The 14,947-nt window shown below is 72.1% G+C and carries 15 protein-coding genes; 9 read left to right on the top strand and 6 right to left on the bottom strand.

The window, feature by feature from the left end; translation table 11 throughout:
* The first annotated feature begins 28 nt into the window (after positions 1 to 28).
* From FBZ33_RS29145 to FBZ33_RS29120, 6 genes are all read left to right on the top strand, one after another.
* A complete protein-coding gene (locus FBZ33_RS29145) occupies positions 29 to 898 on the top strand; it encodes a hypothetical protein (RefSeq protein WP_141911538.1) in 870 nt (289 codons plus the stop codon).
* Positions 895 to 2,091: a fumarylacetoacetase gene (fahA, locus tag FBZ33_RS29140; protein WP_141911537.1), complete on the top strand. Its 1,197-nt coding sequence runs from the start codon at positions 895 to 897 to the stop codon at positions 2,089 to 2,091. The genes FBZ33_RS29145 and fahA overlap by 4 nt, the downstream gene beginning before the upstream one ends.
* Positions 2,092 to 2,265: 174 nt before the next feature.
* Positions 2,266 to 2,475 carry a DUF397 domain-containing protein gene (locus tag FBZ33_RS29135; RefSeq protein ID WP_088950494.1) on the top strand — a complete coding sequence of 70 codons (210 nt, stop codon included), beginning with the start codon at positions 2,266 to 2,268 and terminating at the stop codon, positions 2,473 to 2,475.
* A gap of 143 nt (positions 2,476 to 2,618) precedes the next feature.
* Positions 2,619 to 3,101 carry an SRPBCC family protein gene (locus FBZ33_RS29130; protein WP_141911535.1) on the top strand — a complete coding sequence of 161 codons (483 nt, stop codon included), beginning with the start codon at positions 2,619 to 2,621 and terminating at the stop codon, positions 3,099 to 3,101.
* Between the two features lie 101 nt (positions 3,102 to 3,202).
* Positions 3,203 to 4,459, top strand: a complete 1,257-nt coding sequence (locus FBZ33_RS29125; protein WP_141911533.1) for a PQQ-binding-like beta-propeller repeat protein — start codon at positions 3,203 to 3,205, stop codon at positions 4,457 to 4,459.
* Positions 4,460 to 4,559: 100 nt separating this feature from the next.
* Positions 4,560 to 4,925, top strand: a complete 366-nt coding sequence (locus tag FBZ33_RS29120; protein ID WP_141911532.1) for an LPXTG cell wall anchor domain-containing protein — start codon at positions 4,560 to 4,562, stop codon at positions 4,923 to 4,925.
* Positions 4,926 to 5,010: 85 nt separating this feature from the next.
* Here the strand turns inward: FBZ33_RS29120 and FBZ33_RS29115 are convergent, their stop codons facing one another.
* The 6 genes from FBZ33_RS29115 to hppD all read right to left on the bottom strand — a co-directional run bounded on the left by FBZ33_RS29115 (position 5,011) and on the right by hppD (position 10,802).
* A complete protein-coding gene (locus FBZ33_RS29115) occupies positions 5,011 to 5,931 on the bottom strand; it encodes a hypothetical protein (protein ID WP_221629512.1) in 921 nt (306 codons plus the stop codon).
* 130 nt (positions 5,932 to 6,061) lie between these two features.
* On the bottom strand, positions 6,062 to 6,616 hold the full coding sequence (locus tag FBZ33_RS29110; protein ID WP_255509068.1) for a hypothetical protein: 555 nt from the start codon (positions 6,614 to 6,616) through the stop codon (positions 6,062 to 6,064).
* A 136-nt stretch (positions 6,617 to 6,752) separates the two neighbouring features.
* On the bottom strand, positions 6,753 to 7,856 hold the full coding sequence (gene hisC, locus FBZ33_RS29105) for a histidinol-phosphate transaminase (protein WP_099849068.1): 1,104 nt from the start codon (positions 7,854 to 7,856) through the stop codon (positions 6,753 to 6,755).
* A complete protein-coding gene (locus FBZ33_RS29100) occupies positions 7,853 to 8,881 on the bottom strand; it encodes an RDD family protein (RefSeq protein ID WP_141911529.1) in 1,029 nt (342 codons plus the stop codon). Before FBZ33_RS29100 ends, hisC begins: the two co-directional genes overlap by 4 nt.
* The gene (locus tag FBZ33_RS29095; RefSeq protein ID WP_141911527.1) at positions 8,878 to 9,585 is read right to left on the bottom strand and encodes an RDD family protein; all 708 of its coding nucleotides are present in this window, start codon (positions 9,583 to 9,585) and stop codon (positions 8,878 to 8,880) included. Before FBZ33_RS29095 ends, FBZ33_RS29100 begins: the two co-directional genes overlap by 4 nt.
* Positions 9,586 to 9,596: 11 nt before the next feature.
* Positions 9,597 to 10,802 (bottom strand): 4-hydroxyphenylpyruvate dioxygenase, encoded by a 1,206-nt coding sequence (hppD, locus tag FBZ33_RS29090; protein ID WP_141911525.1) that lies wholly within the window; start codon positions 10,800 to 10,802, stop codon positions 9,597 to 9,599.
* Between the two features lie 139 nt (positions 10,803 to 10,941).
* Here hppD and FBZ33_RS29085 point away from each other — a divergent pair, with 139 nt between their 5' ends.
* From FBZ33_RS29085 to FBZ33_RS29075, 3 genes are all read left to right on the top strand, one after another.
* Complete coding sequence (locus FBZ33_RS29085) at positions 10,942 to 11,445, top strand: Lrp/AsnC family transcriptional regulator (RefSeq protein WP_141911523.1); 504 nt, start codon at positions 10,942 to 10,944, stop codon at positions 11,443 to 11,445.
* 124 nt (positions 11,446 to 11,569) lie between these two features.
* On the top strand, positions 11,570 to 12,961 hold the full coding sequence (locus FBZ33_RS29080) for a PQQ-binding-like beta-propeller repeat protein (RefSeq protein ID WP_141913002.1): 1,392 nt from the start codon (positions 11,570 to 11,572) through the stop codon (positions 12,959 to 12,961).
* 127 nt (positions 12,962 to 13,088) lie between these two features.
* Positions 13,089 to 14,756 carry a fumarate hydratase gene (locus tag FBZ33_RS29075; RefSeq protein WP_141911521.1) on the top strand — a complete coding sequence of 556 codons (1,668 nt, stop codon included), beginning with the start codon at positions 13,089 to 13,091 and terminating at the stop codon, positions 14,754 to 14,756.
* The last annotated feature ends 191 nt before the right edge of the window (positions 14,757 to 14,947 follow it).

Raw genomic sequence — 14,947 nt, 5'->3', positions numbered from 1 at the left:
CTCGTAGCGTCCCGTACATTCTTGTTCCGTGTCAACGCAGGTGCCCGCACTCCTCGACGGCCTGGTGGACGACGCCGCCGTCTTCCCCCCGGGCAGCGCCACGCTGCCCGACGCGCTGACCGCCCACCGCAGGCACCGCGCAGCCTGGTACGCCGACCTGGTCGGCCCGCTGCTGATCCCCGCCTCGACAGTCTCGGCGGGCGAGCTGACTGGTCTGGTCGACCCGGGTGAGGGCCTGGTGATCGGGCTGATCGGTGACACCGGGATCGGGCACCTGCCGTACGCGCTCTCGTTTCTCACCCCGGACGGCGTCACCGCCCGCCAGGTCGAGGTGGCTGTCGCCAAGCGCGGCGAGGACCCGCTGCCCGGCATCGCCGAGCTGCTGCGGCTGACCGATGCGCTGCCGGACGTCGAGGCCGTCTACGCCGAGCTGCCGCTGACCTTCGGGCTGATGGGCGCGCTGGACGCACTGGCCGCGGCCCGGCACGACGGGGTGCCGGTCGCGGCCAAGTTCCGCACCGGTGGCCTGGCCGCCGAACTCTTTCCCACGCCAGCCGAGCTGGCCGCCGTGATCTGCGCCTGCCGCGACCGGGGCCTGCCCTTCAAGCTCACCGCCGGGCTGCACCAGGCGGTCCGGCACCTGGATTCGGAGACCGGGTTCACCCACCACGGCTACGCCAACGTGCTGGCCGCCACCCTGGCCGCCGCCGACGGCGACGGTGTGGAGGCGGTCGCCGAGTTGCTGACCGTGGTCGACCCACGCCCACTGGTGGAGCGGGCGACGACACGACTAGACCTACCGCGCCCACTGTGGGTGGGCTTCGGCTCGTGCAGCATCCTGGAACCACTGACCGATCTGATCCGGCTGGGGCTGGTGAACGGGGGCTACGACGCATGACCTGGGTGACCGGCGCTGACGGATCGCCGTACGGGGTGACGAACCTGCCGTACGGGGTGTTCCGGTCCGACGAGGGCCAGCCGCGGATCGGCGTACGGATCGGGTCCTGGGTGTTCGACCTGGCCGCCGCGGAGGCAGCCGACCTGGTGCTGGCCGCCGGTGCGCTGTGCCGGCCCACCCTCAACGAGTTCATGGCGCTGGGCCGTCCGCAGTGGACGGCGGTGCGGCAGCGCATCACCGAACTGCTGACCGACCCGGCGCACCGACCCGCGGTGGAGCCGCTGCTGGTGCCCCTCGACGACGTGGAGATGCTGCTCCCGATCGAGGTAGCCGACTACGTCGACTTCTACTCGTCCGAGCACCACGCGTCGAACGTCGGGCAGATCTTCCGCCCCGGCCAGCCGCCGCTGCTGCCGAACTGGAAGCACCTGCCGATCGGCTACCACGGGCGGGCCGGCACCGTGATCGTCTCCGGCACACCGGTGATCCGACCGACCGGGCAGCGCGCCTCCGCCGAGGGCCCCGTCACGGGCCCGTCCGTACGCCTCGACATCGAGGCCGAGGTCGGCTTCGTGGTGGGCGTGCCCAGCCCGTTGGGGCGTCGGGTGTCGGTCGACGACTTCGCCGACCACGTCTTCGGAGTGGTGCTGGTCAACGACTGGTCGGCCCGGGACATCCAGGCCTGGGAGTACCAGCCGCTCGGGCCGTTCCTCGGCAAGTCGTTCGCCACCTCGGTCTCAGCCTGGGTGACGCCGCTGGACGCGCTCGGCGACGCGTTCGTGCCCGCCCCCGACCAGGACCCGCCGGTGGTCGACTACCTGCGTGACGTGCCGCACCTGGGCCTGGACCTCCGACTGGCGGTCGAGTGGAACGGCGAGCAGGTCAGCGAGCCGCCGTTCGCCACCATGTACTGGACGCCGGCTCAGCAGTTGGCGCACCTCACCGTCAACGGCGCGTCACTGCGCACCGGCGACCTGTACGCCTCCGGCACCGTCTCCGGTCCGGACCGATCGCAGGTCGGCTCGTTCCTGGAGCTGACCTGGGGTGGGGCGGAGCCGGTGAAGGTGGGCGACGAGAGCCGCACCTTCCTCGCCGACGGCGACACGGTGACCATCACCGCCACCGCGCCCGGCCCGGACGGCACCACCATCGCCCTCGGCGAGGTCAGCGGCACCATTCGTCCGGCCAACTGAACGGTCGCATTCCATCCGTCTCGTGCACGGGACCGGTCATCGCACAGCCCGTGCGATAACCGGCCCCGGTTGACCCGTTGATCGTCCGGATCCCGTTGCCTCGCCGCGCGATCCGGGCCGGGCTCCGCCCGGCTCTCAGCGGTGGGGCTTCCATTGCACACGGAGGTAACGACGATGCACGATCTTACGGGCGCGATCTGGCGTACCAGCAGCCGTTCGAACGACCAGGGGCTCTGCGTGGAGGTCGCGGACAACCTGGTTGACGTCCACGGTCTGGTCGCGGTCCGCGACTCCAAGGACCAGGCCGGCCCCACGCTCGCGGTCAGCCCGCCGGGGTGGACAGCCTTCATCGGCGCGATCCGGGCCGGTCGATTCGAGCACTGACCGGAGCATCGGCACCGGTCGACGACGTCCGGTGCCGAGCAACGGTCCAAACGGACAGCGTGGCCTCCGGGTGGTGGAAATTCCGTCCCGGGGGCCCCGTCCGGCCCTCACTCCGCGTACCGTCGGGGACACGGGAGGGTGGCATGTCGACGGTCGCGGTTACCGGGTTCATCCAGGCGCACGCTGTCGATGTCTGGCGTCTGTTGACCGACCTGCCCGACCGTGCGGCCCGGCTGAGCGCCGCCGGCCCGATCGAGATCCTCACCCCGGGGCCGTTCGGCCCGGGCACCGCCTGGCGTGAGGAGCGCGCCCAGCCGGGCGGCGGCACGCTGAGCGAGGAGTTCCTGGTGGTGGAGGCAGTCGCTCCCCATCGGCTGGTTCTCTGTTCCTCCGGCGCCGGCGTGGATTACCGCATCACCTGGAGCCTGCGTCCGGTCCGTCGTCGCCGCCGGGGTTGCACGGCGATCACCGTCAGCCAGGAGGCGGCGCCGACCGACCCGTACGGTCGCGTGGTGGCGCTGCTGCTCGGCGGCCTCGCCGCGCGGGCGGTCGAGGTGGCGTTGCGGCGTGATCTCGCCGACCTGACCGTCGCGGCCGGCGTCCTCGGCTCGGTCGAAGCCGCCTGAGCGCCGACCCGTCAGATCCGCCCTCCGCGCGACCGTCGTCGCCGTGACCTGAGCGGGGTGCGGCCGGTTCCGCTGGGTAGGGTGCCGGTCGGAGGTGCGGCATGGGGTTCCCGAGGGGTCGACGACGGCTCGTGATGGCGGTCGCGGCGCTGCTCGCGATCGCAGTTGTCGCGGTCATCGTCCACCGGGTGCTCGCACCGGCGGAGGTGAGCACGCTGGCGCGGGGTGACTACCCGGCCCCGGCCCGACCGGCTGCCGGAGTGATCGGTCGGTTGCCGGTCGCCCCGTTGATCGTGGACGGGCGACTGCGGGTGTACGCCGCACACCGCCAGGTCTACGCCGACTGGCCGGTCGACGGGCGGTACCGGACCAGCCCGTACTGGTCGTACCGGCGCTGGCCCGCCGAGCTGACCGGGATCGTCGCCAGCGGCAGCACGGTGGTCAGCCGCTGGTCCGACGGCCAACTCGTCGCCCTCGAGGCGCGGACCGGCGGGGTGCTCTGGAAGGCCGAGGGTCCGAAGCCGGCCGCAAGCACGGCGGTGGTGCGACGTACCTGGGCGGCCCCCGTGTGGGAACCGCGCGGGCTCCAGCTCGCCGCCCTCCCGGGCGGCCGGACGGTGCTGCTGGTCAGCGGGGATACCCAGGCGCGTGGGGTCGAGTTGAGCGACGGTCGGGAGCTGTGGCGGGTCGACCTGCCGGGCAGGTGCCGCAGCGACGTCGGCACCAGCTCCTCGGGACAGCTGATCGGCCTGGACACCTGCGCCGGGCCGGCCACGATCGAGTTCCGGGACGCCGCGACCGGCGTGGTGCGCGAGCGCTGGCGACCGCCGGGTGGCCCGGACGAGTTGGTGGTGACTCCCCTCGGCTGCCGTACCGGCCAGTCGGACTGCCTGGCCCTGCGGACCTCCGGTCCGGGTGACGATGGCGGCCGGGGTTGGTTGCTCGGTGCTGGTGTGCCGGTCGCTGCCCCGGCGCTGGATCCGGCCGGCGCGGTGCTGGTCGGTGACCAGGCCGTTGTCGTGCTCGACGGGGTCGCGGTGGGCCGGTCGGCGACCACCGGCACGGAGCTGTGGCGGTCCGAGGGCCTGGGTGCGGCCCGGGTGCTGGCCGCGCAGCCTGGCCGGGTGCACCTGCTGACCGAGGCGAACGACCTGGTGACGCTGGATCCGGCGACGGGTGGGCAGTTGTCCCGCTTCCTGCTCAACGTCGGCTTGGACGGGACCGGCTGGGCCCCCGGGGCGGTGGCGGCGGCGGACGGTTACGTCGCTGTCGAACGACTCCGCAAGCCGGTCGACCCGGACGGTGACGACCAGCGCTACTACTACACCGGCGAAGCGGTGATCCTGGCTGCCACCTGATCGTGGCGTCTTCGGCACCTGAACCCTCGATCAGCCCATACCCTTTGTCCAGAAAGGGTAGGTTTTTCATGGTTCAGGTTTCCGGGAAAGGGGTCGGCGCATGGGTCGGACAGCAGCCAGCTACCTCGTGGGCGGCGCGCTCGCCGCGACCGCGAGCCTCGTGCTGGCGGTCCCGCCGGTGCTGAGCGCCGACCCCGCATCGGCGCGCGGGATCAGTGCCGTCCGGGCCGAGCCGTCGGCGGACACCGGCGTCACCTTCGAGATCCTGCCGGCGACACCGACACCGACACCGACACCGACCCAGCCTCCACCCACTCCCACGCCCGACCCTCCTCAACCCACGCCCAGCCACGGTGGTCAGTTGCCGGTCACCGGCCCGGGCGGGTCGACACTGTCGCTCGTCGGGCTGGGCGGGGGTCTGCTCCTCGTCGGTTGGCTCGCTGTCCGCCGGAGGCGGCCGGTCTGACCTGAACCTCCGGCCAGGCCCGTGCGGCCTCCGGCCGGCGGCCTGTGCCCTCCGGCCGGCGGCCCGTGCGGTCGCTGGCGTGCTGTCAGCCGCCAGCGCGGATCCGCTCCCTCGGCCGGCCGGCTGGCGGCCGACCGGATCGCCGGGATCGGCGGACCAGCACCGCGAGGCCGGTGACCAACAGCAGGCCAGCGACGGCCGCCCCCACGGCCCAGCCGGACATGATCCGGCTGACGACGCTGCCCCGTTTTCCGACCTGACCCGCATCGGGGAACTGGACCTGCGCGGTGACGCTTCGCTTCACCAACCCGCTCTCCAGGTTCACCTCCGCTTTCCAGGGGCCGTTCGGCAACTCGACCGGGAATCGGGCGATGACCTGCCCGGCGTTACCCGGTGCCAGCGTGACGCCCTGCCCGATCGGGAAGGGGCCGGCCCGGCTGCCGGCTGGACCGTCGGTCAGGGAGACCGTGCCGGTCAGATCGAGGGCGCGGCCGCCGGTGTTGCGGACCTGGACGGTCACCGACGGGTCACCCTCCGGGCCGCGGGCGGGACGTACGTCACCGATCGAGAAGTCGGAGACCGGTTCGCCGCCGGGCCCGATGTCGAGGTACATCCGGACGCCCACGCGGTGGACCTGTGTCACCTCACCGCTGGCCCGGGGTGCCGAAGCGGTGGACGCCCAGATCACCCCGTACCTCTCGCCCTTCGAGGCGGCCGGCGGCACCGTGACGGTCGCCCGGACCCGGGCCTCGCCCCACGGTTGCAGTTCCAGCGCGCGCTGGTCGAGGGTGACCCAGGAGGTCAGCTCGTTCTCGGCACGACCCTCGCCGAAGCGGAACGCCGAGGCTTCCAGGGTCGCGGCTGCCGGATACACGTCGACGCGACGGGTCTCGTCGGTGCGGTTGACGATCAGCAGTTGCCGATTGATGGTGGTGCCCGGCGGTAGGTGGTCGACGACGTAGCGCAGCGCACGAGGATCGGTGCGGCGGTCGGCCGGGGCTTCCAACAGCCGGATCCCGATGGCCCCGTCGTCCGACCCCGCGTCCGGTTCGACCGCGCCGGCCCGGGTCGACAGACCCGGACCGGCGAGGCAGAACAGAGCGAGCGCGACCGCGATGGTCGACCGCCCCCGGGGGCTACGCCACCGAATGCGTCACCGTGCCGGTGTAGACGCCCGCGATGCTGTCCAGCGGGACGTTGACCACCAGGGTGGGGTTCCAGCTGGCGGTGTTGCCGCCGGTGCCGCCGCTGTGGGTGAACGCGGTGAGCGGGGTGACACTGGACAGCGGATCGGCGTCGCCGGCGGCCGCCTGTCCGGGCGTGAGGGTGCCGTCGCCGGTGGACGCCGTCGACGGGCCAGACCAGTAGTTGATCTCCTCCGGTAGGACCGTTTCGGGCGGTGAGCCACCGCCGGTCTGGAAGACCGTCGCCGTCACCGAGGCGACCCAGGACGCGTCGGTGGCGCCCCGGGAGTCGGTGACGGTCACCGTGCCGAGCTGGCCGGTGATGGTGCCGCCGGGGGCGCCGTCACCGAGGTCGGCGGCGGCCGGCGCGTCGATGTCGAGCGTGCCGGCGAGCACCTCGAAGGTGGTGGTCGTGGTGTCGGTCGGCGCGGCAGCGGCCGGTGCGGCGAGGACTCCCACCATCGCGGCGGCGGCCGCCCCGGCGAGACAGATCTTGGCAGTACGCACTGTTCGTTACCCCGTTTTCTCGAAGTGAGCCGGCGCGCGTCCTCGCACGGCTGGCTACTTCGAAAGATAGGGGTAAAAACGCCCTAAACAGGACAAACGCCTCTTATGTCACTGGTTGGTCACACCAGATCGACGCTCAGGTCAGCGCCGCCTCGGCGGCGGCCAGGAACGCGTCGTTCTCGGCCGGGGTGCCGATGGTGACCCGGACGCCGTCCCCGGCGAACGGCCGGACGATCACGCCACGCGCCTCGCACGCCTTGCCGAACGCCACCGCGCGGTCGGCCAGCGGGAGCCAGACGAAGTTGGCCTGACTCGTCGGCAGGTCCGGCACGAACTTGCGGACAGCCTCGGTGACCCGGTCCCGCTCGGCGACGACCAGGGCGCAGCGGCGCTCCATCTCGGCCGCCTGGGTCAGCGCCGCGAGCGCACCGGCCTGGGCCGCCGTGCTGCTGGAGAACGGCGTCGCCACCTTGCGGATGGCGGCGGCCACCACCGGCTGGGCGACCAACCAGCCCATTCGCAGCCCGGCGAGCCCCCATGCCTTCGACAGCGTGCGCAGCACCGCCACGTTGGGCCGGTCCAGGTAGTCGAGCCCGTCCGGCACCTCCGGGTCGGTGACGAACTCCCGGTACGCCTCGTCGATCACCACCAGCACGTCGTCCGGCACCGCGTCGAGGAACCGGTCCAGCTCGGCCCGGCGCAATGCCGTACCCGTGGGGTTGTTCGGGTTGCAGACGAAAATCACCCGGGTCCGGTCGGTCACCGCCGCGGCCATCGCCGCCAGGTCGTGCCCGTGCCCGGCGTCGTTGGGGACCCGCACGCTGGTCGCGCCGCTGGTCGCGACGATGATCGGGTACGCCTCGAACGACCGCCACGAGTAGAGCACCTCGTCGCCGGGCAGGCAGGTGGCCCGGACCAGGTGCTCGGCCAGCGCCACCGAACCGCAGCCGGTGGCGATCCGGTCGGCGTCCACGCCGTACCGCTGGGCCAGCGCGTCACGCAGCGCGACCACGCCCATGTCCGGGTAGCGGTGCGAGGTGGTGATCGCCTCGGTGACCGCCTCCACCACGCCGGGCAGCGGCCCGTAGGGAACCTCGTTGCTGGCCAGCTTGATGGCCTCCGGCAGGCCCAACTCCCGAGCCAGGTCGGCAGGGCTGCGCCCCGGCACGTAGTTGGGCAACGCGTCCAGGTCGGCGCGGGTCAGCCGCAGCGCCGGCTGGTGACGTCCGGAGTCGGTCATGGGGTGTCTCCCGGGGGCTGGTCGCGGTCGTTCGAGGGGGCGGAAGCGGGGCGGTAGGGGACTTCGACGACCACCGTCTGCGCGCGCTTGTCGTGCAGCGCCTGGCGCAGGGGGTGGTCCCACAGGGGGGACAGGGAATCGACGAATTGCAGCACCAGGCCGATCCCGGCGCAGTACCAGAGCAGCGTCGGCAGGCCCAGCGTGCTCCACCGGCTCAGCGCCCGGCCGAAGCCCAACGGCTGGTCAGCGGCCATCGGCACCGCCCGGATCCGCATCACCCGCTTGCCGACGGTCTGCCCACCGGCGGCCATGGCGGGCACCTCGAACGCCAGCCACAGCGCGGTGGCGATCAGCAGGATCACCACGAGGAGCGACCCTGCCTGCTCCCCGGGAACGGGCAGGCCCTCGGCGGAGGTGTCGCCGCGCGCGGCGCGCCGGAACAACTCCTGCCAGTACGGTGCCCACTCCTGTGCCCAGCGCCAGACGAACCAGCCGTTGACCACCACGTTCAGTGCGAGGAGGAGCGCGAGGTCGATCAGCCGCGCGGTGAGCCGGCGGCCGTAACCGGCCAGCCTGAGGCCATGCGGCCGAGGCTCGGGCGGTCGTATCACCCAGCCGGGGTGACCAGCCGGAGGCGCCCAGCCGGGTTGACCGGCCGGGGGCGTCCCGGCGGACTGGTCACCCGGAGGGGCCCAGCCGGGCGGGCCGCCCTGCGGACCCCAGCCGGGCGGGCCGGCCTGCGGTCCCCAGCCCGGGCCGTGACCCGGCGGCGGGCCGTACCCCGGTTGTGGTCCGGGTTGTGGGCCCTGGTGTGGCGGCCAGCCCGGTGCGACGGGCCCCGGGGAGGTCGGACCGGAGGTTGGGGGCGTGGGCGGCTCGGGCGGCGTGACCGGCTCGGGCGGCGGTGGGCCGTCCGGCGGGGTGGCGTCGACGGGAATGGGCGCGCCGAGCCAACCCTCGCCGTCCCAGTAGCGCCGGGTCTCGGTGTCGGCGGGGTCGACGTACCAGCCGGGTTGCACACTCACGAGGACACCTTAACGACGACCGTTTCGGCGAACTTGTCGTGGAGGCACTGCTGCCACGGCTTGTCCCAGAGCTGCCAGAGCCCATCGAGGTAGCTGCTCCCGGGAACCAGCGAGCCCGCCAGGTGCTGCACCACCCACCGTCGCCCGGCCATTCCCCGGTTGAGCGTGCGGGTCGGGTCGAGCGGCACCACCCGCAGCTTCATGACCTTCTTGCCGAGGGTCTGACCGCGGCGCTTGAGGTATTCCACGTGGTAGAGCCAGTAGAGCCCGAGCATCACCACGAGGAGCCCGAGCTGGAGCAACACCATCGGCAGGAAGAATTCCACGAGGAAGACGGCCGGGTCGGGTTCCACGAGGGTCCCGTCCGGGTTGGTCCGGGTCATCTCGCTGAACATGCGCAGCCACAGGATGACGAAGAACGGGCTGAACAACGCCAGCGACACGGCGGTCGCCAGCGCCGTGTCGATCAGCCAGGCCAGCAGCCGGTCGGCGAAGCTGGCCAGCGGCTGACCGCCCGGGCTCAGCAGCGGGGGCAGCGGGCCGGGTGGTCCGGCGTGCCACTGCGGCGGGGCGTAACCGGGTGGAGCGTACTGCGGCGGCGCGGCGTACCCCTGCGGGTGTGGTCCGGGCGGCGGCGCGACGGCGCCGGCGGCGGGCTGAGGCCCACCGACCGGCGGCGTCGGGTACGACGGAGGCTGCGTCACGCTCGCAAGTGTTACAGGTTGCCGCGGGCTTCCTGCTCCCGCTCGATCGCCTGGAAGAGCGCCTTGAAGTTGCCCTTGCCGAAGCCCAGCGAGCCGTGCCGCTCGATCAGCTCGAAGAAGACCGTCGGGCGGTCCTGCACCGGCTTCGTGAAGATCTGGAGCAGGTAGCCGTCCTCGTCCCGGTCGACCAGGATCTTGCGAGCCTTCAGCTCCTCGATCGGCACCCGCACGTTGCCGATGCGGGCGCGCAGCTCCGGGTCCTCGTAGTACGAGTCCGGGGTGTCCAGGAACTCCACACCGGCGGCCCGCATCGCGTCGACGCTGGCCAGGATGTCGTTGGTGGCGACGGCGATGTGCTGGGCGCCAGGCCCCTGGTAGAACTCCAGGTACTCGTCGATCTGCGACTTCTTGCGGGCGATCGCCGGCTCGTTGAGCGGGAACTTCACCTTGCGGGTGCCGTTCGCCACGACCTTGCTCATCAGCGCCGAGTAGTCGGTGGCGATGTCGTCGCCGATGAACTCCGCCATGTTGGAGAAGCCCATCACCCGCTTGTAGAACTCGACCCACTCGTCCATCCGGCCCAGCTCAACGTTGCCGACCACGTGGTCGACGGCTTGGAAGAAGCGCTTCGGCTGGATGCCCGCGTCGATCATCGGCTGCCGGTTCACGATCGGGCCACGGGCCACGAAGCCGGGCAGGAACGGGCCGGTGTAGCGGGACCGGTCCACCAGGGTGTGCCGGGTGTCGCCGTACGCGGCGATGGCGGCCATCCGGACCGTGCCGTGCTCGTCGGTCACCTCGTGCGGCTCGACGACGCTGGTGGCGCCCTGCGCGACGGCGTGCGCGTACGCGGCGTCGACGTCCGGGACCTCCAGCGCGATGTCGCTGACCCCGTCGCTGTGCCGGGCCACGTGGTCGGCGCCGTCGGCGTCCGGGCGCACCATGCCGGTCAGCACGAACCGGGCCGAGCCGCTGGTCAGCACGTACTGGGCGTGGTCCCGGTAGCCCTGCTCGGGGCCTCGGTACGCCACGCAGGTCATGCCGAACGCGGTGGAGTAGTAGTGGGCGGCCTGCTTGGCGTTGCCGACCAGGAAGTGCACGTGGTCGAGGCCCCGGACCGGGAACGGGTCGTGGCTGATGTCGTGGTCGACTGCGCCGACGAGCCGGTCGACGTCGACGTCCTCGGTCGACTGGGGTCGGTCGATCGCCTGGGTCATGGTGGGCTCCCTCGCGTACCGGCCGGCCTTGTGGGCCGCCGTGGTCGGTTCTTGTGGCGAGGATCGCTGGCCCGGCACCGGGTGGGCAACTGTTGGCGGAAATGCTGGTCAGGTTGCGCATTCGGTATGGTTGGCACCCATGAATGGTGAGCAGAATGTACAGCTCGACGGGCTCGATGTGCGCTTGATCGAACTGCTCGCCGAGGAACCGCGGATCGGGGTGCTGGAGTGCTCCCGTCGCCTCGGCGTGGCCCGGGGCACCGTGCAGGCCCGGCTCGACAAGCTGGTCGAGCGGCGGGTCATCGAGGGCTTCGGCCCGGAGATCTCACCGGCCGCGATCGGGTTCGGAGTGACCAGCTTCGTCACCCTGGAGATCAGCCAGCGGCACGGCCACGACCCGGTCACCACCCACCTCGCCGCCATCCCCGAGGTGCTGGAGGCGCACACCATCACCGGCTCCAGCGACCTGCTCTGCCGGATCGTGGCCCGCTCCAACACCGACCTGCAACGGGTCATCGACCAGATCGTCTCGTCCGCCGGCATCACCCGGGCGTCCACGATCATCGCGTTGGCCGAGCAGATCCCCTACCGCACGCTTCCGTTGGTGCGGAGCGCCGTTCGGGCCGAAGGAAGGGCGCTCTAACACCTCCGAGCCCAGAAAGCGTGGCGACACGGCGGCGCGGGCGTACGGAAGATCCGTGATCGTGGCTACGGTGTGCGGTGTGGCGAAGGGGAGCGTGCGCGGTGGGCTGCTGCTCGGCCTTGCCATGGTCGTCGCCCTCGCCGCGACCGGCGTGTGGAACCCCTTCCCGGGCCTGTGGGACTGGGTGGACCGCAGCGAACCCATCTCCGAGCCCGACGTGGTCTGGCAGCAACGGGTCGGCGGCACTCCGCGCAGCGTGACCATCGCCGGCGACTCCGTCGTGGTCGAGCAGCGCACCCGGGTGGAGGCCCGCAGCCTGGCCACCGGCACCCAGCTGTGGGAGCGCAAGGCGGACTGGTCGGCGGTCGCCGGCGGCGACCGTGACCCGGTCGTCGCCGTGGGCAAGCTCCTGGTCAAGGGGTACGAGCTGCTCGACCCGGCCACCGGGGTGACCCGGCGACGTGACGACGACGCGGTGGCCGTGTGGACGTACCGCAACCTGCTCCTCGACGCCCGCTGCACGGACGCCACCGACTGCACCCTGAGCGCCTGGGACCCGCGCGGCACCACGCCACTCTGGACGGCGTTCCTGCCCGGTGTGCACAGCGGCCTGCTCGCCGACAACCCTGGCCTGCGCGGCACCCGCCGGCTCACCCACACCCGGATCGACGACGGGGTGGCCGGGGCGGAACCCGCACCACCGCTGCTCGGGTTCCCGGTGGATGGCCGCGTGCACGTGGTCGACACCGCCACCGGTCGTGTGTTGCAGAACGTCGAACCCGGCCGGGACGAGCGGCTGTCCGTGGTGGGGGGCCGGATGCTGCGAATCGCCGCCCGCTCCCAGGACGGCACCTGCTACTTCGCCATCTCCGCGCGGGACTCGGCGACCGGGCAGGAGGCCTGGCAGCGGGCCGGGGTCAACCTGCGCACCGCCGACTCCGCCGGCTGCGTGCAGCGCGAAGACCCGCAGGGCGCGCGGAACGTGCTGATCGGCGTCGGCCCGGACGGCCGCGAGGCGGTCATCGACGGGTACGACGGGCGACTGCTCTGGGTCGGCGGCTCGGGCACCAAGTTGATCGCGGTCGACGACCGCCTGGCGGTGTTCCGGGCGGCCGACAAGCGGTCGGTGGCCGCCCATGAGCTGGGCACCGAGAAGGTGCTGTGGACCCGACCCGCCAGCGGCAAGGCCGGTGCCGCGCTCACCCCGTACGCGGCGGTGGTCGCCGACGAGAAGCCGTCCCGGTTGGCCGCACTGGACCCACGCACCGGCCGGGAACTGGCCGTCCTGCGCACCTCGGCGAACGCCCTCGCGGTCGGGTCGCAGGGCATGATCGTCGGCGAGGGGCGGGAGATCGGGTACGTCCGCTTCGGTGCGGCCGGGGGCTCGCCCGTCCGACCGCCAGGCGACGGCGGTAATCCCGCGCCGGGTGGCACCGGGCCGGGCGGGTCGAACAACGGCGACTGCGGGCCGAAGGGCGAACTCTGCCCCGAGCCGGACGGCGGCAAGGACGGCTGAGCGGGCGAGTCACCAGCTGATCCGGACGGCGGGGAGGCGTGGTGGGCCCCGAGGCGATGAGAGCGGCGTCCCAGGACCCGCCCGGCGGGTGGGAGTGATCGACCGGTCTGCCCTAGGCTTGCCGCTCATGAGCAGTGCCGCCGCATTCTCGTACGCCCCTCTGCTGCCGACCGGCCCCGACCAGACGGACTATCGCCTGGTCACCGACGAGGGCGTGGACGTCGTACACGGCCCGGGAGGCCGCCGGTTCCTCACTGTGGAGCCGGCCGCGCTCACCGCGCTGACCGCCGAGGCGATGCACGACATCGCGCACTTCCTGCGCCCCGCGCACCTGGCCCAGCTCCGGGCGATCATCGACGACCCGGCCGCCTCGCCGAACGACCGGTTCGTCGCACTGGACCTGCTGCGCAACGCCAACATCGCCGCAGGCGGGGTGTTGCCGATGTGCCAGGACACCGGCACCGCGATCGTCATGGGCAAGCGCGGCCGGCACGTGCTGACCGACGGTGGCGACGCCGAGGCCATCTCCCGGGGCGTCTACCAGGCCTACACCAAGCTCAACCTGCGCTACTCCCAGCTCGCCCCGCTGACCATGTGGGACGAGCGGAACACCGGCAGCAACCTGCCGGCCCAGGTGGAGCTGTACGCCGAGGACCCGGACGGGCACCCCGACGCGTACAAGTTCCTGTTCATGGCAAAGGGTGGCGGCTCGGCCAACAAGTCGTACCTCTACCAGGAGACGAAGGCGCTGCTCAACCCGACGCGGATGATGCAGTTCCTGGAGGAGAAGCTGCGGCTGATCGGCACCGCCGCCTGCCCGCCGTACCACCTGGCCATCGTCATCGGCGGCACCTCCGCCGAGTACGCCCTGAAGACCGCGAAGTACGCCAGCGCCAAGTACCTCGACGCGCTGCCCACCTCGGGTTCGATGAGCGCGCACGGCTTCCGTGACCTGGAGTTGGAGGCGGAGGTGCTGGAGCTGACCCGCAACTTCGGCATCGGCGCCCAGTTCGGCGGCCGGTACTTCTGCCACGACGTGCGGGTGGTCCGGTTGCCCCGCCACGGTGCGTCCTGCCCGGTGGCGATCGCCGTCTCGTGTTCGGCGGACCGGCAGGCGGTCGCCAAGATCACCCCGTCGGGTGTGTGGCTGGAGCGGCTCGAGACCGACCCCGCCCGGTTCCTGCCCGAGGTCACCGACGACTCGCTCGACGCCGAGCTGGTCGTGCGGGTCGACCTGAACCGGCCGATGGACGAGATCCGCGCCGAACTGTCCAAGTACCCGGTGAAGACCCGGCTGTCGCTGTCCGGCCCGCTCGTGGTGGCCCGGGACATCGCGCACGCCAAGATCGCTGAGCGGTTGGACGCCGGCGAGCCGATGCCGCAGTACCTGCGCGACCACGCGGTCTACTACGCCGGCCCGGCGAAGACCCCCGAGGGCTACGCCTCCGGCTCCTTCGGCCCGACCACCGCCGGCCGGATGGACGCGTACGTGGAGAAGTTCCAGGCCGCGGGCGGCTCACAGGTGATGCTGGCCAAGGGCAACAGGTCGGGTCAGGTGACCCGCTCCTGCCAGCAGCACGGCGGCTTCTACCTCGGCTCGATCGGTGGCCCCGCGGCCCGCCTCGCCCAGGACTGCATCAAGCACGTCGAGGTCCTCGAATACGCGGAGCTGGGCATGGAGGCGGTCTGGAAGATCGAGGTGGAGGATTTCCCGGCCTTCATCGTGGTCGACGACAAGGGCAACGACTTCTTTGCCGAGGTCACCAAACCGGTGCTCACCGTCGGCCGCCGCTGACCGACACGTACGCGAGGGGGTGCCGGGCGAACTCGCCCGGCACCCCCTCTGTCGTCCGTGCTCTGCCGACATCGGTGCGCCCGCCCCGCTGGGGTGGGGCGGGCGCACCGCCCCCGTCGGATGCCGTCACCGACAACCCGGTGCGAGTCTGAGGCGCACCCCTGTCGATCCACTCTCACATCACTATCACC

The organism is Micromonospora sp. A202, from assembly GCF_006715105.1.
In the GTDB taxonomy this organism is placed as follows: Bacteria; Actinomycetota; Actinomycetes; order Mycobacteriales; family Micromonosporaceae; genus Micromonospora; species Micromonospora zamorensis.
Note: the sequence above shows the minus strand (reverse complement) of the source record. Positions and strands in the feature narration are given on the sequence as shown.

Coding starts and splice junctions, on each gene's coding strand:
- FBZ33_RS29125 (WP_141911533.1), top strand. CDS start 3,203: ATGGGGTTCCCGAGGGGTCGACGACGGCTCGTGATGGCGGTCGCGGCG.
- fahA (WP_141911537.1), top strand. CDS start 895: ATGACCTGGGTGACCGGCGCTGACGGATCGCCGTACGGGGTGACGAAC.
- hppD (WP_141911525.1), bottom strand. CDS start 10,802: ATGACCCAGGCGATCGACCGACCCCAGTCGACCGAGGACGTCGACGTC.
- FBZ33_RS29080 (WP_141913002.1), top strand. CDS start 11,570: ATGGTCGTCGCCCTCGCCGCGACCGGCGTGTGGAACCCCTTCCCGGGC.
- FBZ33_RS29075 (WP_141911521.1), top strand. CDS start 13,089: ATGAGCAGTGCCGCCGCATTCTCGTACGCCCCTCTGCTGCCGACCGGC.
- hisC (WP_099849068.1), bottom strand. CDS start 7,856: ATGACCGACTCCGGACGTCACCAGCCGGCGCTGCGGCTGACCCGCGCC.
- FBZ33_RS29130 (WP_141911535.1), top strand. CDS start 2,619: ATGTCGACGGTCGCGGTTACCGGGTTCATCCAGGCGCACGCTGTCGAT.
- FBZ33_RS29120 (WP_141911532.1), top strand. CDS start 4,560: ATGGGTCGGACAGCAGCCAGCTACCTCGTGGGCGGCGCGCTCGCCGCG.
- FBZ33_RS29085 (WP_141911523.1), top strand. CDS start 10,942: ATGAATGGTGAGCAGAATGTACAGCTCGACGGGCTCGATGTGCGCTTG.
- FBZ33_RS29135 (WP_088950494.1), top strand. CDS start 2,266: ATGCACGATCTTACGGGCGCGATCTGGCGTACCAGCAGCCGTTCGAAC.